Source organism: Streptomyces sp. NPDC018964, assembly GCF_044390325.1.
In the GTDB taxonomy this organism is placed as follows: Bacteria; Actinomycetota; Actinomycetes; order Streptomycetales; family Streptomycetaceae; genus Streptomyces.
Genome location: NZ_JBIRYZ010000006.1, coordinates 15,207 through 32,948, shown reverse-complemented (window position 1 = coordinate 32,948; position 17,742 = coordinate 15,207). Strand labels below are relative to the sequence as shown.

Annotated in this window: 15 protein-coding genes; 9 read left to right on the top strand and 6 right to left on the bottom strand. The window is 70.3% G+C overall.

The window, feature by feature from the left end:
- Nucleotides 1-3 precede the first annotated feature (3 nt).
- From ACH5AO_RS11785 to ACH5AO_RS11770, 4 genes are all read left to right on the top strand, one after another.
- Nucleotides 4-981, top strand: a complete 978-nt coding sequence (locus tag ACH5AO_RS11785) for an MvdC/MvdD family ATP grasp protein (RefSeq protein WP_398924084.1) — start codon at nucleotides 4-6, stop codon at nucleotides 979-981.
- Nucleotides 978-2,084 (top strand): protein-L-isoaspartate(D-aspartate) O-methyltransferase, encoded by a 1,107-nt coding sequence (locus tag ACH5AO_RS11780; RefSeq protein ID WP_398924083.1) that lies wholly within the window; start codon nucleotides 978-980, stop codon nucleotides 2,082-2,084. Before ACH5AO_RS11785 ends, ACH5AO_RS11780 begins: the two co-directional genes overlap by 4 nt.
- Nucleotides 2,085-2,351: 267 nt before the next feature.
- On the top strand, nucleotides 2,352-2,684 hold the full coding sequence (locus ACH5AO_RS11775; RefSeq protein WP_398924082.1) for a DUF3817 domain-containing protein: 333 nt from the start codon (nucleotides 2,352-2,354) through the stop codon (nucleotides 2,682-2,684).
- 79 nt (nucleotides 2,685-2,763) lie between these two features.
- Complete coding sequence (locus ACH5AO_RS11770; RefSeq protein ID WP_398924081.1) at nucleotides 2,764-4,464, top strand: methylmalonyl-CoA mutase; 1,701 nt, start codon at nucleotides 2,764-2,766, stop codon at nucleotides 4,462-4,464.
- A 107-nt stretch (nucleotides 4,465-4,571) separates the two neighbouring features.
- Here ACH5AO_RS11770 and ACH5AO_RS11765 read toward each other — a convergent pair whose 3' ends face one another.
- The 3 genes from ACH5AO_RS11765 to ACH5AO_RS11755 all read right to left on the bottom strand — a co-directional run bounded on the left by ACH5AO_RS11765 (nucleotide 4,572) and on the right by ACH5AO_RS11755 (nucleotide 6,643).
- Nucleotides 4,572-5,000, bottom strand: a complete 429-nt coding sequence (locus ACH5AO_RS11765) for a VOC family protein (RefSeq protein WP_398924080.1) — start codon at nucleotides 4,998-5,000, stop codon at nucleotides 4,572-4,574.
- 82 nt (nucleotides 5,001-5,082) lie between these two features.
- Nucleotides 5,083-5,901 (bottom strand): SAM-dependent methyltransferase, encoded by an 819-nt coding sequence (locus tag ACH5AO_RS11760; RefSeq protein WP_398924079.1) that lies wholly within the window; start codon nucleotides 5,899-5,901, stop codon nucleotides 5,083-5,085.
- A gap of 115 nt (nucleotides 5,902-6,016) precedes the next feature.
- A complete protein-coding gene (locus tag ACH5AO_RS11755; RefSeq protein WP_398924078.1) occupies nucleotides 6,017-6,643 on the bottom strand; it encodes a TetR/AcrR family transcriptional regulator in 627 nt (208 codons plus the stop codon).
- Nucleotides 6,644-6,875: 232 nt separating this feature from the next.
- On the opposite strand from ACH5AO_RS11755, the gene ACH5AO_RS11750 reads away from it, so the two are divergent.
- From ACH5AO_RS11750 to ACH5AO_RS11735, 4 genes are all read left to right on the top strand, one after another.
- Nucleotides 6,876-7,853: a tetratricopeptide repeat protein gene (locus ACH5AO_RS11750; RefSeq protein ID WP_398924077.1), complete on the top strand. Its 978-nt coding sequence runs from the start codon at nucleotides 6,876-6,878 to the stop codon at nucleotides 7,851-7,853.
- Between the two features lie 661 nt (nucleotides 7,854-8,514).
- Nucleotides 8,515-9,153: a DUF6230 family protein gene (locus tag ACH5AO_RS11745; RefSeq protein ID WP_398924076.1), complete on the top strand. Its 639-nt coding sequence runs from the start codon at nucleotides 8,515-8,517 to the stop codon at nucleotides 9,151-9,153.
- A 188-nt stretch (nucleotides 9,154-9,341) separates the two neighbouring features.
- The gene (locus ACH5AO_RS11740) at nucleotides 9,342-9,917 is read left to right on the top strand and encodes a DUF6114 domain-containing protein (protein ID WP_398924075.1); all 576 of its coding nucleotides are present in this window, start codon (nucleotides 9,342-9,344) and stop codon (nucleotides 9,915-9,917) included.
- Nucleotides 9,907-11,163 carry a hypothetical protein gene (locus ACH5AO_RS11735; RefSeq protein WP_398924074.1) on the top strand — a complete coding sequence of 419 codons (1,257 nt, stop codon included), beginning with the start codon at nucleotides 9,907-9,909 and terminating at the stop codon, nucleotides 11,161-11,163. Before ACH5AO_RS11740 ends, ACH5AO_RS11735 begins: the two co-directional genes overlap by 11 nt.
- A 90-nt stretch (nucleotides 11,164-11,253) precedes the next feature.
- Here the strand turns inward: ACH5AO_RS11735 and pyk are convergent, their stop codons facing one another.
- The 3 genes from pyk to pta form a co-directional block, all read right to left on the bottom strand.
- Entirely contained in the window at nucleotides 11,254-12,681 is a 1,428-nt protein-coding gene (pyk, locus tag ACH5AO_RS11730; protein ID WP_398924073.1) for a pyruvate kinase, read from the bottom strand.
- Between the two features lie 73 nt (nucleotides 12,682-12,754).
- Nucleotides 12,755-13,966, bottom strand: coding sequence for an acetate kinase (locus ACH5AO_RS11725; protein ID WP_398924072.1), 1,212 nt, complete (start codon nucleotides 13,964-13,966; stop codon nucleotides 12,755-12,757).
- Entirely contained in the window at nucleotides 13,963-16,077 is a 2,115-nt protein-coding gene (gene pta, locus ACH5AO_RS11720) for a phosphate acetyltransferase (protein WP_398924071.1), read from the bottom strand. The genes ACH5AO_RS11725 and pta overlap by 4 nt, the downstream gene beginning before the upstream one ends.
- Before the next feature lie 202 nt (nucleotides 16,078-16,279).
- Here pta and ACH5AO_RS11715 point away from each other — a divergent pair, with 202 nt between their 5' ends.
- Entirely contained in the window at nucleotides 16,280-17,305 is a 1,026-nt protein-coding gene (locus ACH5AO_RS11715) for an ATP-dependent 6-phosphofructokinase (protein WP_398924070.1), read from the top strand.
- Nucleotides 17,306-17,742 lie beyond the last annotated feature (437 nt).

Below are 17,742 nucleotides of genomic sequence, written 5' to 3'. Positions count from 1 at the left end.
ACAGTGACCACACCGCGCGGGCATGTCCTCGTCGTCGCCGAGCAACTCGACCCCACCGCCGACCTGGTGGTTCACACACTCACCGAGAGTGGAACGCCTGTGCTGCGGTTCGATCTGGCCGAGTTCCCCCAGCAGGTCGCCCTGGCCGCCGAGCACAGGGCCACAGCGCCCGGATGGATCGGAAGCCTGGAGACCAGCCGGCGCGCGGTGCGGTTCCAGGAGGTCCGGGCCGTCTACTACGGGCGGCCCGGCCTCCCGGTCCTCTCTCCCGAGGTCGATGACGCCTACCGGGAATGGGCGCTGGCCCAGGCCCTGGTCGGCATGGTGCAAGTCCTCACCTCGCTACCGGTCACCTGGATGAACCACCCGGACGTCTACCGGGCCAGCGCCCACAAGCCGGGCCAGCTCACCACCGCCACCGTGTGTGGCCTGCGCGTACCCCGCTCTTTCATCGGCAACGACCTCGCCGCCGCACGCACCTGGGGTGAAAGCGTCGGTGGTCCGCTTGCGTGCAAGCCCATCGCCGCAGCCTCTCTCGACCTCGTCGGCCGGCCACCGCTGATGATCCCCACCCGCCGCCTCGACGTCAGCGACCTCGACGAGTCCCTGGAACTGACCGCCCACTACCTCCAGGAGTGGGTGCCCAAGGCGTACGAGGTGCGCCTCACCGTCGTCGGGAGCCGCATGTTCCCCGTCGCCATCCACTCCAGAAGCGAACGGGGGCGTGCCGACTGGCGCAGCGACTACGACGCCCTGGAGTACGAGCCCGTCGATATCCCTGAAGATGTCGCCCGGCGAGTACGGCGCTTCATGAACTTCTACCAATTGAACTACGGGGCCTTCGACTTCGCCGTACGCCCGGACGGCGAATGGGTCTTCTACGAGTGCAACCCGGCCGGCCAGTGGCAGTTCATCGCCCAGGCCACCGGACTGCCCATCGCGGAGGTGCACGCCTCCCTCCTGCGAGGAGCGATCAGTTGAGCTATCCGGACACCCTTGCCCTCAAAGCCCTGCGACAGGGCATGACCCAGCGGCTCGCCGACGACGGCCACCTCCACGATCCCGCCTGGTACAACGCGGTCGCCGAGACGCCCCGTCACGTGTTCGTCCCTTTCTTCCATCGCCAGGTGAACGGTGAGTGGGCCGTTGTCACGGCCGACGACGATGGGTACTTCGACGCGGTCTACAGCGACCGCGCACTGACGACACAGGTGTCCGAAAATGTGGCCACCTCCTCCTCGTCCCAGCCCAGCCTCATGCTCCAGATGCTCGAAGCGCTCGGCGTCGAGGACGGCGACATGATCGGGGAGGTCGCCACCGGAACCGGCTACAACGCGGCTCTGATCTGCCACCGGTCGGGCGACGAGAACCTGATCACCGTGGAGGTCGACGCCCACCTCGCCCGGCTGGCCAAGGCCCGCCTCGGTGAGGTCGGCCATCACCCGACGGTGCGGGCAGCGGACGCCCGTGCCGGCTTTCCGGCCGACACCCCGTTGGACCGGCTGATCATCACCTGCGGATTCGACGCCTTTCCCTACGCCCTGGCGCGCGGTGTCCGGCCCGGGGGCGTCATCGTCTGCCCCCTCGGCTGGGGCAACGCTCGCATCACCGTCGGCCAGGACGGTACCCTCCTGGGACGCTTTCTGGCCGGTGGCTCCTATTTCATGAAGGCCCGCGACGAGAACAGCACGGGCGGCGTCCCCTACCCAGGACGGTCCGACAACCTCACCCACCGGAACGCCGCCTTCGATCCTCGCGACCTCGGCGGCGAGGGCTTCCGCTTCGTGCACTCCCTCGTCGTCGGCGAGGTCGGCGAAGCCCAGGAGATGAGTGGGGGCACCATCACCGGCTATCGCATGTGGACCAGCGACGGATCGTGGGCGCACGTCGAAGACGGCACCGTCCACCAGAGCGGCCCCCGCAAACTGTGGGACACCGTGGAACGCGCATATGAGTGGTTCGAGTCCCGGGGGCGCCCCACCCGCGAACGCTTCGGCGTGACCATCACCCCCGACGGCCAGACGTACTGGCTCGACGAACCCGGCCAGAAACTGCCACAGGAGTGGCTGGGCCACCGGCCGTGATCCTGCCGGGCCCACGCGGTGCGCCGTACCCTCACGACCAGCGCGCCGCCCAAGGTGGCGCGCGACTTCGACGAGCGCCTGCACGGCGCCTGTCTGCGGGAGGGCGGGCATACGGGCGGGGATCACCGGGCACCGCGGACTGGGCGCGGACGTGGAGCGGAACGCCATCCCGGTACGAGTCCTGTGGCCGGAGGGCGCCACCCGCTGACTTCGAGGGGGACCGACCCCCGCCAAGATCTCCCGGAACGGCCCGTTACGCTCGACTCCATGAAGCGAAGCGTGCTGACCCGCTACCGGATCATGGCCTACGTCACCGGTGTCCTCCTCGTCGCGCTGACCCTCGGCATGATCGGCAAGTACGTGCTCGACATGGGTGGCGCGGCCGACTTCACGCAGGTGGTCAGCATCGCCCACGGATGGCTGTACGTCGTCTACCTGATCTTCGCCTTCGACCTCGGTTCCAAGGCGAAGTGGCCGGTCAAGAAGCAGCTGTGGGTGCTGCTCGCCGGGACCGTCCCCACGGCCGCGTTCTTCGTGGAGCGCAGGATCAGCCGTGAGCTGGAGGGCAGGATCGCGGAGGAGGCCCCCGCGGTCGCGTAGCGCGCCCCACCGCCGTACGGAGCAGCGTGCGGCGGTCTCCCATCGACATTTACTTGGACGTCCTAGTAAATTCGAGGGTATGGACGCTGACGCCATCGAGGAGGGCCGCCGACGCTGGCAGGCCCGGTACGACGCCGCTCGCAAGCGCGACGCGGATTTCACCACGCTCTCCGGCGATCCCGTGGAGCCGGTGTACGGGCCCCGGACCGGGGACACCTACGAGGGGTTCGAGCGGATCGGCTGGCCGGGGGAGTACCCCTTCACCCGCGGGCTGTACCCGACCGGCTACCGGGGGCGGACGTGGACCATCCGGCAGTTCGCCGGGTTCGGGAACGCGGAGCAGACCAACGAGCGGTACAAGATGATCCTCGGCAACGGCGGGGGCGGCCTCTCCGTCGCCTTCGACATGCCGACGCTCATGGGCCGCGACTCCGACGACCCGCGCTCCCTGGGCGAGGTCGGCCACTGCGGGGTGGCGATCGACTCGGCCGCCGACATGGAGGTGCTGTTCCGGGACATCCCGCTCGGGGACGTGACGACCTCCATGACGATCAGCGGGCCCGCCGTGCCCGTCTTCTGCATGTACCTCGTCGCCGCCGAGCGCCAGGGCGTCGACCCGGCCGTGCTCAACGGCACGCTGCAGACGGACATCTTCAAGGAGTACATCGCGCAGAAGGAGTGGCTCTTCCAGCCCGAGCCCCATCTGCGCCTGATCGGCGACCTGATGGAGCACTGCGCCGCCGGCATCCCCGCCTACAAGCCGCTCTCCGTCTCCGGCTACCACATCCGCGAGGCCGGGGCGACGGCCGCGCAGGAGCTGGCGTACACGCTCGCCGACGGCTTCGGGTACGTGGAACTGGGCCTCAGCCGCGGGCTGGACGTGGACGTGTTCGCGCCCGGCCTCTCCTTCTTCTTCGACGCGCACGTCGATTTCTTCGAGGAGATCGCCAAGTTCCGCGCGGCCAGGCGCATCTGGGCGCGCTGGATGCGGGACGTGTACGGCGCGAAGAGCGACAAGGCGCAGTGGCTGCGCTTCCACACCCAGACCGCCGGTGTCTCGCTGACCGCGCAGCAGCCGTACAACAACGTCGTACGGACCGCCGTGGAGGCGCTGGCGGCGGTGCTCGGCGGGACGAACTCCCTGCACACCAACGCCCTCGACGAGACCCTCGCGCTGCCCAGCGAGCAGGCCGCCGAGATCGCCCTGCGCACCCAGCAGGTGCTGATGGAGGAGACCGGCGTCGGCAACGTCGCCGACCCGCTGGGCGGCTCCTGGTACGTCGAGCAGCTCACCGACCGCATCGAGGCGGACGCCGAGAAGATCTTCGAGCAGATCAAGGAGCGGGGCCTGCGCGCCCACCCGGACGGCAGGCACCCGATCGGGCCCATCACCTCCGGCATCCTGCGCGGCATCGAGGACGGCTGGTTCACCGGCGAGATCGCCGAGTCGGCGTTCCGCTACCAGCAGGCGCTGGAGAAGGGCGACAAGCGGGTCGTCGGCGTCAACGTCCACACCGGGTCCGTCACCGGCGACCTGGAGATCCTGCGCGTCAGCCACGAGGTGGAGCGCGAGCAGGTCCGGCTGCTCGGCGAGCGCAGGGCCGCCCGCGACGACGCCCGGGTGCGCGGCGCGCTCGACGCCATGGTCGCGGCCGCGCGGTCCGGCGCCAACATGATCGGGCCGATGCTGGACGCCGTACGCGCGGAGGCGACCCTCGGCGAGATCTGCGGCGTCCTGCGCGACGAGTGGGGCGTGTACACGGAGCCCGCCGGGTTCTAGACCCGACGCCGCTCGGTCAGGTCGGTGGGCTCTGCCCGGCAGGGCACAGCCCACCGACCTGGGCACCGCGGCAGGGGAGACGGCCCCCGCCTCGTCCCGGAAGACGCTCAGTCGAGACAGAACTCGTTGCCCTCGATGTCCTGCATCGGAATGCACGCATCGTTGCCGTCGTACAGCGTTTGCACGTGTACCGCGCCAAGCGCGACCAGCCGTGCGCATTCGGCCTCGAGTGCGGCGAGGCGCTCCTCGCCCACTAGACCGGTGGCAACCCGCACGTCGAGGTGCACCCGGTTCTTGACGACCTTGCCTTCAGGTACGCGCTGGAAGTACAGGCGCGGGCCCACCCCTGTGGGGTCGACGCAGGCGAACCATGAATCCCGCTGCTCGGGGGGCTGGGACTGCTTGTAGTCGTCCCACGTGGCGAACCCTTCCGGCGGAGGCGGTACGACGTACCCCAACACCTCGCACCAGAAACGGGCGAGGCGCTCGGGTTCCGCGCAGTCGAAGGTGACTTGGAACTTCTTGGCCGATGCCATCGGGGCACCGTAACAAGGGGTCCCGTCGTTCGTCTCCCGGCGGAGCCCGCTCACCATGAGGGGGCCTCTCCGCGCGATCGGGTCACGGCTTGCGGGCCACCGCCCCGTACAGCGAGATCACCGCGTTCTCGTCGGTGGTCTCGCCGACCGCGAGCTCGGGGTGCCAGTCGGTCAGCCGGACCAGGCCCGGCTCCACCGGCTCCAGCCCTTCGAAGAAGCGGGCGATCTCCGCACGGCCGCGCGGCGCGAGGGTGACGCCGCCCGCCTCGTACATCTCGACGCCGCGGCCGACCGCCTCCGGGTCGAAGTCTGCGGTGAGCTGCGACAGGACGAGGTGGCTGCCGGACGGCAGCGCCTCGACGAGCCGTGCCACCAGCCCGTACGGGTCGTCCTCGTCGCCGAGGAAGTGCGTCAGCGCCACCAGGGACAGCGCCACCGGCCGCTCGAAGTCCAGGGTCTCGCGGGCCTGTTCCAGGATGCGGCCGGGCTCGCGCACATCGGCCTGGACGTAGTCGGTGACGCCCTCGGGGGCGCTGTGCAGGAGCGCCTCGGCGTGCTTCAGCACGATCGGGTCGTTGTCCGTGTAGACGACGCGGCACTCCGGCGCGATGCCCTGCGCCACCTGGTGCAGATTGGGCTCGGTGGGGATGCCGGTGCCGATGTCCAGGAACTGGCGGATCCCCGCCTCACCGGCCAGCCACCGGGTGACCCGCTGCATGAACCAGCGGTTGGTGCGGGCGACGTGCCGGGCCGTGCCGTCGACGCCCATGATCCGCCGGCCCAGTTCCTCGTCGACCGGGTAGTTGTCCTTGCCGCCGAGGAACCAGTCGTAGACCCGGGCCGGGTGCGGCCTGGAGGTGTCGATCCGTGCGGCGGCGGATTCGGTCCCTGTCCCGGTCATGTGCGCCTCCCCGGCTGCTCGGCGTCCCGTACATCCCCTGTGGGGGTGATCGTGATCCTCGCAGCGCGCCGAGGGCGGTGACAGACGACTATCGGCCGACCGCGGCCGGCCCCGGTCAGCCGGGGCCGGGGGCGGCGGAGAGGCCCGACAGCAGGACCCGGGTGAAGCCGTGCACCCACCGCTCGTCGGCCGGTTCCGCGCTCACCAGGGTGCGGTGCACCACCGCGCCGGCCACCATGTCGAAGATCAGGTCGACCGTGCGTTCCGCCTCCCGCGCGTCGGGCTCGGGCGGCAGCTCGCCCCGCGCCTGCGCCCGCGCCCGGCCGGTGAGGACGAGACGCTTCTGCCGGTCCACGATCGAGGCGCGGATGCGTTCGCGCAGGGCGTCGTCGCGGGTGGCCTCCGCCACCACCGCCATCAGGCCGTTCCTGGCCTCCGGGCGGGCCAGGATCGCCGCGAACTGGAGCACCACGCCCTCGATGTCGGCGGCGAGCGAGCCGCGGTCGGGCAGGGTCAGCTCGTCGAAGAGTTCCGCGACCGCGTCCACGACCAGTTCGTTCTTGCCGGCCCAGCGCCGGTAGAGGGTGGTCTTGGCGACCCCGGCGCGGAGCGCCACGTCCCCCAGGGTGAGCTTGGACCAGCCCAGTTCGACCAGGGCCGCACGGGTCGCGGCCAGGATCGCGGCGTCCGCGGCGGCGCTGCGCGGGCGCCCGGCGCGACCGGCGGGGGTGCGGCTCTGCATGGTCCGACGATAACCGGCCGGTTCCGTGCGGTGGTGAGGGAGATCACCGGGACAGGGTGTTCAGCGGGCCCCGGCCGGCATTACGCTACGACCCGTAGCGAAAGCGCGCATGACCGATGCGCCCGAGCGACGACCACCGGCGCGGGGTGGGGACCCGGCGTCAACAACACACGTACGCCTGGCTTTCCCGGGCGTTTTCACTTACGCGCGCCGTACGGGGGAGGATAGACGCATGCAGCCACGGAACATGTCCATGAGCGGAGTCGTCGACCTCGCCGCGGTGAAGGCGGCCCAGGAGGCCAAGGCGAAGGCGGAGCAGGCGCGCGCGGAGGCGGCCCGTCAGGGCGGCGGGGGCGCGATCTCCCCGGCCGATCTCGTCATCGACGTCGACGAGGCCGGCTTCGAGCGCGACGTCCTGCAGCGGTCCACCGAGGTCCCGGTCGTCATCGACTTCTGGGCCGAGTGGTGCGAGCCCTGCAAGCAGCTGAGCCCGCTCCTTGAGCGGCTCACCGTCGAGTACAACGGACGCATCCTCCTCGCCAAGATCGACGTCGACGCCAACCAGATGCTGATGCAGCAGTTCGGGATCCAGGGGATCCCGGCGGTCTTCGCGGTGGTGGCCGGACAGGCGCTGCCGCTCTTCCAGGGGGCCGCGGGCGAGGCGCAGATCCGCCAGACCCTGGACCAGTTGGTGCAGGTCGGCGAGCAGCGCTTCGGCCTGACCGGCCTCGCCGTCGACCCCGACGCCGAGCCGGGCGGTGCCGCCCAGGCCGCTCCGGGCGAGGCCGCCGGTCCGTACGACGCCCTGCTGGAGGCCGCCGTTCAGGCCCTGGACAGCGGTGACCTCGCCGGTGCCGTCCAGGCGTACAAGAACGTGCTCGCCGACGACCCGGCCAACCCCGAGGCCACCCTGGGTCTCGCCCAGGCCGAACTGCTCCAGCGGGTGCAGGGCCTGGACCCGCAGCAGGTGCGCAAGGACGCCGCCGAGAAGCCGGGGGACGCCGGGGCACAGATCGCCGCCGCCGACCTGGACCTGGTGGGCGGTCATGTCGAGGACGCCTTCGGCCGGCTCATCGACACGGTGGCACGCACCGCGGGCGACGACCGCAATGCCGTACGGGTGCGGCTGCTGGAGCTGTTCGAGGTGGTCGGTGCCGACGACCCGCGCGTGGTCGCCGCGCGCCGGGCGCTGGCGCGGGCCCTGTTCTGAGCGACCCGGGCACCGTCGCGTCGCCCGATTCCGGCTGGTTTGCCGGGGGTTCGGGCGCGTGGGGTTCGAGTCGTCGAACGGATCACGGATGCCGATGCGGCCGCGCTTTGCCAAATCTTGGTAATCGCGGCCGCTGTTACTGCGAGTAAGTCGCGACCGGCGATCTGTCGGATTATGTCCAGCGGTCAATGGTTTTGCACGGTCCCTGCGGTGCACCCAGCGTCGCCGAACGGAACCGGCGGGTCGTCGTGTGGTTATCCGGCCGTTACTAGCCAGTAACGAACCCCCTTGTGTCGACGGCGAGAATGCACCACGATCGGCGACGCTCGGTCCATTGCCCGTACCCCGACAGCCGGTCGGGCCGCGGGAGCTCCTGGGTCCCCACCGAGCAGGACCGGCGGCAATGACGCCGGTTCTCGGACAGGGGGGTCTTCGCCCACCCGGCGAAGCCTGTCCAGCAGGGTTGTGCGTGATGCGTGTCAGGCGCGACCAGTGGTTGTCGCTCGGGGGTGATCGCCGGTGATCGGGTGCGTGGTACGCGCCGCCGAGCTCGGGCGCTCTCCTTCCCGAGGACGTAGCACTTCTCCCATCCCTGCCCTGCCGAGCCGCCGTTCACGGCGACGGGCCGGAGCAGGAGATGTACGTCCGAGAAGGAGGAAATATGGAGTCCCAAGTGCGTGGCGGGACCAGATGGAAGCGGTTCGCTGTGGTCATGGTGCCCAGCGTGCTCGCGACGGCGGCGGTGGGTGTCGGTCTGGCGCAGGGCGCCCTCGCGGCGTCGTTCAGCGTGTCCGGCCAGCAGTTCAAGGTGACGGCGGATTACCTGAAGGGTGAGGGATTCGCCCAGTACGGTGGCATCGACACCGTCTACACGTCGACCGAGGGCAAGGAAAAGAAGCCGGTCCCGGTCGCGATCTCGTCGTTCGACACCGCAAAGATCACCAAGATGTGCCAGTCGGTGGCGACGAAGATCCCTCTTATCGGCAAGACGGTCTACCTCCGTCTTGACGCGGGCAGGCAGAAGCCGGTCACGGCCGAGAACCTCTACATCGACGTCGCCCAGCTCGACGCCGATGCGAAGTTCGAGGACATCGACATCGGTGTCGCGGTCCAGGACAAGACGCGTGGTCCCGCCAACAAGGACGAGAAGACCACCCTGCCGGGTGGCTTCGCCCAGCAGGCGAGGGTGGCCCACCTCTACAACGTCGAGCAGACGGCGTGGGCGACCACGGCCGGCACGTTCACACTGAACGGCCTGTCGATGCGTCTCGGTATGGACTCCGACATGGAGTGCTACTAGACGGCTTCCGTCACCGGGGTGTTCCGGGGTAGCTGAGCTGTCCCGGGGGCGGAGAAGCCGTCGCTTCTCCGCCCCACCGCCCGGCCGGTCCACGCGCCGGGCCACCCTCACAGACCCACACTTCCGGCTTCTCCACGCCTACGGCCGAGCCGGTACGTACCCCCACCGGACCCAGGGAGCTGTTTTCCATGAGTGCCGAGACTCCGGTCCAGAGCGCCGGTACCTTCACCCGGCTGCGTCTGCGATTCCGCGACTGGCGGGGCACCCGGCCGTTCTGGGCCGGTCTGTTCACGCTGCTGGGCGGAATCCCCATCGCGTACTTCCCCTACGCCACGCTCAAGCTGGGCCACATGTCGCTCGCCATGGCGACGACGGCCGGCGCCGGGTCGCTGATCATCGGCGTGCTGTTGTTCACGCTGGGCCTGACCATGTGGTTCCAGTCGGCCACCCGGGTCTTCGCCGGTGTCGCGTCGATCCTGCTGGCCCTGGTGTCCCTGGTGGTCTCCAACATAGGCGGCTTCCTGATCGGCTTCCTGCTCGCGCTGATCGGTGGCGCGCTCTCCCTCTCCTGGGCGCCGGGCGAACCGCCGGTCGAGGCGGCGGGGGAGCAGGACGGCGCCGACGCGCCCACGGGTGAGGCGGCGCCGGACGGCGCACCCCAGGACCCCGCCGCGGCACCGCGGTTCCCGGCCGTCTCCTTCGAGAAGGGGGAAGACGGTGAGGCGGACGGCGTTCGGGCCGCAGGGGGGCACCGTGTCGGCTGACGAGGTGCGCGGACCGCGTCACGCGGCCCCGAAGAAGCCGCTGTTCACGAGATTCCACGTACCGAGCGGCAAGGCGATAGCCCTGGCGGCGATGCCCACGGCGGTCCTCATGGGGATGGGGTTCACGCCGACGCTGGCCCTCGCCGACAACAACGACGGGACGCCGACGGCGAACAGCCTGACCGTCGACGAGTACCAGGCCTGCCTGGAGGTCATCGAGGGCGCCGAGAAGGACGACGCCTCCGCGTCGCCCACGCCGTCCGCGTCGGCGAGCGGGAGCGCGTCCGCGGAGGAGGAGCCCTCGGCGGAGACCTCCGGCGAGCAGAAGGGCCCCGAGGCGGACCGGGGCACGGACAAGGACACGTCCTCGTCGTCCTCTTCGTCGGATTCAGGTTCCGACGACAAGGACGAGCCGGCGCCCGCGCCTTCCGCCTCCGCCGAGCCCGAGCCGGAGCCCTCGAAGACCGACCGCAACCTCCTGGAGGGCCTCGGGGACGCCCTCGAGGACGTCCTCACCCCGAAGGAGAAGGAGGCCGAGGCGAGCCCCACCCCGTCCGCCTCCGCCACGCGGAACGCGGCCGAGGACGCCGCCGAAACCGTCGGGGAGACCACCGAGAAGGCCACCGAAGCGGCCGGGGACACCGCGAAGGACACCACCGACAAGGCGACGAAGGCCGCCGAGGACGCCGAGGAGACGGTCGAGGAGGCCACCGAGACCCCCGCGGCCACCGCCTCCCCCAGCCCCTCCGCGTCGGCCACGGTCGACCCCGAGGACTGCCCGGTCGCCACCGACGCCGAGGGCGGCGTCGACAACGAGATCCTGCTGCCCGAGGACCCCTGGACCCTCAACGCCAGCTCCCTGCTGCTGAAGGGCGCCGACTACCAGGGCATCGTCGAGGTGCGGACGGCGAGCGGCGCCACCAAGAGGGTGCTGAAGTACGTCATCTCCGACGGCACCGACATCGGCGACCTGCACCAGACGGTCGAGGACAAGCGGTCCGGCGCGACCCACCACGTGCAGGCGGCCAAGGGGTCGACGTCCACCATCCGCGACGGCGACACCGTGATGTACACCGAGAGCATCTCCGGCAACCTGCTCGGCCTGATCCCGGTCACGTTCGACCCGGAGCACCCGCCGCCGCTCAACATCCCGCTGATCTACTTCACCAAGGTGACGGTGAAGCAGGCCGGCCAGTTCGGCGGTACCCTGCACGTGCCCGGACTGCAGCAGTACATCACCGGCTGAACGCCGCCAGGACCCTTCCGGGAGCCGCAACACACCGAGGGCGCCCCCTGCCACAGGGGGCGCCCTCGGTGCCGTACGGGACCCTCACGGTCAGCCGGTCGCCTCGCCCAGGTGGTGGACACGGACCATGTTGGTGGTGCCGGGGACGCCGGGGGGCGAACCGGCCGTGATGATCACGATGTCGCCCTCGCTGAAGCGGTTCAGCTTGAGCAGCTCCTGCTCCACCAGCTCGACCATCTCGTCGGTGCTGTTCACGAACGGCGCGACGTACGGCTCCACGCCCCAGCTCAGCGCGAGCTGGTTGCGGGTCGACTCGTCCGTGGTGAACGCCAGGATCGGCTGGGCGGCGCGGTAGCGGCAAAGGCGCCGGGCCGTGTCACCGGACTGGGTGAAGGCCACCAGGCCCTTGCCGCCGAGGAAGTCGGCGATCTCGCAGGCCGCGCGGGCCACCGAACCACCCTGCGTGCGCGGCTTCTTGCCCGGCACCAGCGGCTGCAGGCCCTTGGAGAGCAGCTCCTGCTCGGCCGCCTGGACGATCTTCGACATCGTCCGCACGGTCTCGATCGGGTACGCGCCCACGCTCGACTCGGCCGACAGCATGACCGCGTCGGCGCCGTCCAGGATCGCGTTGGCCACGTCGGAGGCCTCGGCGCGGGTCGGCCGGGAGTTGGTGATCATCGACTCCATCATCTGGGTCGCCACGATCACCGGCTTGGCGTTGCGCCGGCAGAGCTCGATCAGGCGCTTCTGCACCATGGGGACCTTCTCGAGCGGGTACTCGACGGCGAGGTCGCCGCGCGCGACCATGACGGCGTCGAAGGCCGCCACGACGTCCTCCATGTTCTCCACCGCCTGCGGCTTCTCCACCTTGGCGATGACGGGGACCCGGCGGCCCTCCTCGTCCATCACGCGGTGGACGTCGGCGACGTCCTTGGCGTCCCGGACGAAGGAGAGCGCGACCAGGTCGCAGCCCATCCGCAGGGCGAAGCGCAGGTCCTCGATGTCCTTCTCGGACAGCGCGGGCACGTTCACCGCCGTGCCGGGCAGGTTGATGCCCTTGTGGTCGGAGATGACACCGCCCTCGATGACGATCGACTTCACGCGGGGGCCGTCGACCTCGGTGACCTTCAGCTCGACGTTGCCGTCGTTGATCAGGATCTGGTCGCCCTTGGCCACGTCACCGGGCAGGCCCTTGTAGGTCGTTCCGCAGATCGTCTTGTCGCCCGGCACGTCCTCGGTGGTGATGGTGAACTCGTCACCGCGCACCAGCTCGACGGGACCCTCGGCGAAGGTCTCCAGGCGGATCTTCGGGCCCTGGAGGTCGGCGAGGACACCGATGGCCCTGCCCGTCTCCTTGGCGGCGGCACGGACCCGGTCGTACCGGCCCTGGTGCTCGGCGTGCGAGCCGTGGCTGAAGTTGAAGCGGGCCACGTTCATGCCGGCTTCGATCAGAGCGACGAGCTGCTCGTGGGAGTCGACCGCGGGGCCGAGAGTACAGACGATTTTCGAACGGCGCATGGGGCGATCCTATCGGTTTGTTTCGCAGCGGAATATTCCGTCTGACGGAAAGTACATATGAGGAAGTCCCTGCTCAGTTGTACTTTCCGACCAGTGCGTATGTCTGCTGAGCGATCTCCATTTCCTCGTCCGTCGGTACCACCGCGACCGCGACCCGCGCGCCCTCGGGCGAGATCAGCCGCGGCCCGCCGCCGCGTACGGTGTTCAACTCGCCGTCCACCGCCAGGCCCAGCCCTTCCAGGCCCGCCACGGCCGCCTCCCGCACCGGGGCGGCGTTCTCGCCGACCCCGGCGGTGAAGGCCACCGCGTCCACCCGTCCGAGAACGGCGTAATAGGCACCGATGTACTTCTTCAGACGGTGAATGTAGATGTCGAACGCCAGCTTCGCCTGTTCGTCGCCCTCGTCGATCCGGCGCCGGATCTCCCTCATGTCGTTGTCACCGCAGAGTCCGACCAGACCGCTCTTCTTGTTGAGGAGAGTGTCGATCTCGTCGGCGGACATTCCGCCAACACGCATCAAATGGAAGATGACGGCCGGGTCCATGTCTCCGGACCGCGTACCCATCACGAGTCCCTCCAAGGGCGTCAGCCCCATGGAGGTGTCCACGCAACGACCGCCCCGTACGGCCGAGGCGGACGCCCCGTTGCCCAGGTGCAGCACGATGACGTTCACCTCCTCGGGCGCCTTCCCCAGCAGCTTCGCGGTCTCCCGGGAGACGTACGCGTGCGAGGTGCCGTGGAAGCCGTAGCGGCGGACGCGGTGCGCGTCGGCGGTCTCGACGTCGATCGCGTAGCGGGCCGCCGACTCCGGCATCGTGGTGTGGAAGGCGGTGTCGAAGACGGCGACCTGCGGCAGGTCCGGGCGCAGCGCCATGGCGGTGCGGATGCCGGTCAGGTTGGCCGGGTTGTGCAGCGGCGCCACCGGGATCAGCCGCTCGATCTCCGCCAGCACCGGGTCGTCGATCACCGTCGGCTCGGTGAAGCGCTTCCCGCCGTGCACCACCCGGTGGCCGATGGCGGCCAGCTCGGGGGAGTCGAGGCCGAGGCCGTCGGCGGCCAGCTCCTCGGCCATCGTCTTCAGCGCGGCACCGTGGTCGGCGACCGGACCGGTCCGCTCCCGGGTCCCGCCGCCCGCCGCGAGCGGGGTGTGCCGGACGAGGGAGGTCCGCTCACCGATCCGCTCGACGAGACCGGAGGCCAGCCGGCTGCTGTCGCGCATGTCCAGCAGCTGGTACTTCACCGACGAGGAGCCGGAGTTGAGGACGAGGACGCGGGTGCGGCTCACTGGACGGTCGCCTTCTCGGTCGGGGACGGGGCGGTGGACTGGGCGGAGGACTGGGCCTGGATCGCCGTGATGGCGACGGTGTTGACGATGTCCTGCACCAGGGCGCCCCGGGACAGGTCGTTGACCGGCTTGCGCAGACCCTGGAGCACCGGCCCGACGGCGATGGCGCCGGCCGAGCGCTGTACGGCCTTGTAGGTGTTGTTGCCGGTGTTCAGGTCGGGGAAGACCAGCACCGTCGCCTGACCGGCCACCTCCGAGCCGGGCAGCTTGGTCGCCGCGACCGACGGCTCCACGGCCGCGTCGTACTGGATCGGCCCCTCGATCCGCAGGTCGGGCCGGCGCGAGCGCACCAGCTCGGTGGCGGCGCGCACCTTGTCGACGTCGGCGCCGGAACCGGACGTGCCGGTCGAGTACGACAGCATCGCGATCCGCGGCTCCACCCCGAACCGTGCCGCCGTGACCGCCGACTGCACCGCGATGTCGGCGAGCTGCTCGGCGTCCGGGTCCGGGTTGACCGCGCAGTCGCCGTAGACCAGCACCTTGTCGGCCAGGCACATGAAGAAGACGGACGACACGATGTCCGCGTCCGGCTTGGTCTTGATGATCTCGAAGGCCGGCCGGATCGTCGCCGCCGTGGAGTGCACCGAGCCCGACACCATGCCGTCGGCGAGGCCCTCCTGCACCATCAGCGTGCCGAAGTAGTTCACGTCGGAGACGACGTCGTAGGCCAGCTCCACGGTGACGCCCCGGTGGGCGCGCAGGGCGGCGTACTTCTCGGCGAACGCGTCCCGCAGCTCGGAGGTGGCCGGGTCGATCAGCTGGGTGTCGCCGAGGTCGATGCCCAGGTCGGCGGCCTTCTTGCGGATCTGGTCGACGTCACCGAGCAGGGTCAGCTCGCACACGCCCCGGCGCAGCAGCACCTCGGCCGCGTGCAGCACCCGCTCCTCGGTGCCCTCGGGGAGCACGACCCGGCGCAGGTCCGAGCGGGCCTGCTCCAGCAGCTTGTGCTCGAACATCATCGGGGTGACGCGGTCGCTGCTCGGCGCGGAGACCCGCTTGGTGAGGTCCGCGGTGTCGGCGTACCGCTCGAACAGGCCGAGCGCCCGCTCCGCCTTGCGCGGGGTGGCCGCGTTCAGCTTGCCCTCCAGGGAGAAGAGCTGTTCGGCGGTGGGGAAGCTGGTGCCCGGCACCGACAGTACCGGCGTGCCGGGGGCGAGCCGGTCGGCGAGGGTGAGGATGTGCTCGGCCGGGACCTCGTCCAGGGTGAGCAGCACCCCGGCTATCGGCGGGGTTCCGGCGCTGTGCGCGGCCAGCGAACCGACGACCAGGTCGGCGCGGTCGCCCGGCGTGACGACGAGGCAGCCCGGGGTCAGGGCGGCGAGGAAGTTCGGCAGCATGGCACCGCCGAACACGAAGTCCAGGGCGTCGCGGGCCAGCCCGGAGTCGTCACCGAGCACCACCTTCGCGCCGAGGGTGTGCGCGATCTGGGAGACGGTCGGGGCGGACAGCGCCGGCTCGTCCGGCAGCACGTAGCAGGGCACCGGCAGCCGGCCGGCGAGCCGCTCGGCCAGCTCGTCCCGGTCCTCGCGGGCGACCCGGTTGACCACCATGGCGAGCACGTCGCAGCCGAGGGTGTCGTAGGCGCGGTAGGCGTTGGTGGTCTCGGCGCGCACCGACTCGGCGGTCTGCCTGCGGCCGCCGACGACCGGGATCACGGAGGCGCCGAACTCGTTGGCGAGCCGGGCGTTCAGGCTGAGCTCGTCCGGGAACTGGGTGTCGGCGTAGTCGGTGCCGAGGACGAGGACGACGTCGTAGTCGCGGGCGACCCGGTGGAACCGGTCGACGAGGGTGGACACCAGCTCGTCCGTGCCCTGCTCGGCCTGGAGGGCGGACGCCTGGTGGTAGTCCAGGCCGTAGACGGTCGCCGGGTCCTGGGTGAGCCGGTACCGAGCGCGCAGCAGTTCGAAGAGGCGGTCGGGCCCGTCGTGCACCAGGGGACGGAAGACGCCCACCCGGTCGACCTGCCTGGTCAGGAGCTCCATGACCCCGAGTTCGACGACCTGGCGGCCGTCGCCGCGGTCGATACCGGTCACGTACACGCTGCGGGTCACGCGCGCTCTCCGTTTCGTCGAGGCCGCAAGGGTCTTCGGCGGGGCCGCAAAAAATCGCCCACTCAGGTGAGCGGACCCCTCTTGACAATACCTCCGGCTCTGGCTAGGCCGCCCACCCGGATGGCGTCGGCGGAGCCCCGGGGGACGTGAAAGAATCGGGACTGGCTCACCGGTATCGACAGCGACCAGGAGACTCGGCACGATGCGTATAGGAGTGCTCACCGCAGGCGGCGACTGCCCTGGATTGAACGCCGTGATCCGGTCGGTCGTGCACCGGGCGGTCGACAACTACGGCGACGAGGTCATCGGCTTCGAGGACGGCTACTCCGGCCTGCTCGACGGCCGCTACCGCACGCTCGACCTCGACGCGGTCAGCGGCATCCTGGCCCGCGGCGGCACCATACTGGGCTCCTCCCGGCTGGAGCGCGACCGCCTCCGCGAGGCCTGCGAGAACGCCTCGGACATGATCCGCGACTTCGGCATCGACGCGCTGATCCCGATCGGCGGCGAGGGCACGCTCACCGCGGCGCACATGCTGTCGGTCGCGGGCCTGCCGGTGGTCGGCGTCCCGAAGACGATCGACAACGACATCTCGTCCACGGACCGCACCTTCGGCTTCGACACGGCGGTCGGCGTCGCCACGGAGGCGATGGACCGCCTCAAGACCACCGCCGAGTCCCACCAGCGCGTGATGGTCGTCGAGGTCATGGGCCGGCACGCGGGCTGGATCGCCCTGGAGTCCGGCATGGCCGCCGGCGCCCACGGCATCTGCCTGCCCGAACGCCCCTTCGACCCGGCCCAGTTGGTCAAGATGGTGGAGGAACGCTTCGCCCGCGGCAAGAAGTTCGCGGTGATCTGCGTCGCCGAGGGCGCGCACCCGGCCGACGGCACCATGGACTACGGCAAGGGCGAGATCGACAAGTTCGGCCACGAGCGCTTCCAGGGCATCGGTACGGCCCTGGCGTACGAGCTGGAGCGCCGGCTCGGCAAGGAGGCCAAGCCGGTCATCCTCGGCCACGTCCAGCGCGGCGGCGTGCCGACGGCGTACGACCGCGTCCTCGCGACCCGCTTCGGCTGGCACGCGGTGGAGGCGGCGCACCGGGGCGACTTCGGCAAGATGACGTCCCTGCGGGGGACCGACATCGTGATGGTGCCGCTGGCGGAGGCGGTCACCGAACTGAAGACGGTGCCGGGGGACCGGATGGACGAGGCGGAGTCGGTCTTCTAGCCGGTACGGCACGAGGGGCGGCCCCGCCCTGCCGGACGGCCGCCCAGGCCCCGGTGCCGGCAGCGTGATGGGACAGCTTCTCCCGGCGAAATGCCGCATAAGGGGCGTCATGTCGGGAGAAACTGTCCAATCACCGAACGGTGAGAGGGGGCACCCGTGCTCACTCACACCGTGATGGCGTCGATCGAGGGCTGTCCCGGCAGGTCCGGAGCGGCGGCGCACAGCTTCGGTATGTGTGATCTGCCGGACGCCTCACGTTCCTGTCGTCGACGGCGCTGATGTCCGGCCGGGGCAACGGGAACGTGGGGCGTTTGCTCACCACTCGGATTCCGCCCGCCTCATCGCCTCGTCGCTGACCGGCCCGAACTCGCGCTCGTCGGCCTCGCGCAGCTTGGCCATGGCAAGTCACTGCTCCAGCGCCTCGGAGACGACGGCCG

Coding starts and splice junctions, on each gene's coding strand:
- ACH5AO_RS11765 (WP_398924080.1), bottom strand. CDS start 5,000: ATGGCATCGGCCAAGAAGTTCCAAGTCACCTTCGACTGCGCGGAACCC.
- ACH5AO_RS11750 (WP_398924077.1), top strand. CDS start 6,876: ATGCAGCCACGGAACATGTCCATGAGCGGAGTCGTCGACCTCGCCGCG.
- ACH5AO_RS11745 (WP_398924076.1), top strand. CDS start 8,515: ATGGAGTCCCAAGTGCGTGGCGGGACCAGATGGAAGCGGTTCGCTGTG.
- ACH5AO_RS11740 (WP_398924075.1), top strand. CDS start 9,342: ATGAGTGCCGAGACTCCGGTCCAGAGCGCCGGTACCTTCACCCGGCTG.
- ACH5AO_RS11715 (WP_398924070.1), top strand. CDS start 16,280: ATGCGTATAGGAGTGCTCACCGCAGGCGGCGACTGCCCTGGATTGAAC.
- ACH5AO_RS11755 (WP_398924078.1), bottom strand. CDS start 6,643: ATGCAGAGCCGCACCCCCGCCGGTCGCGCCGGGCGCCCGCGCAGCGCC.
- ACH5AO_RS11775 (WP_398924082.1), top strand. CDS start 2,352: ATGAAGCGAAGCGTGCTGACCCGCTACCGGATCATGGCCTACGTCACC.
- ACH5AO_RS11770 (WP_398924081.1), top strand. CDS start 2,764: ATGGACGCTGACGCCATCGAGGAGGGCCGCCGACGCTGGCAGGCCCGG.
- ACH5AO_RS11760 (WP_398924079.1), bottom strand. CDS start 5,901: ATGACCGGGACAGGGACCGAATCCGCCGCCGCACGGATCGACACCTCC.
- pyk (WP_398924073.1), bottom strand. CDS start 12,681: ATGCGCCGTTCGAAAATCGTCTGTACTCTCGGCCCCGCGGTCGACTCC.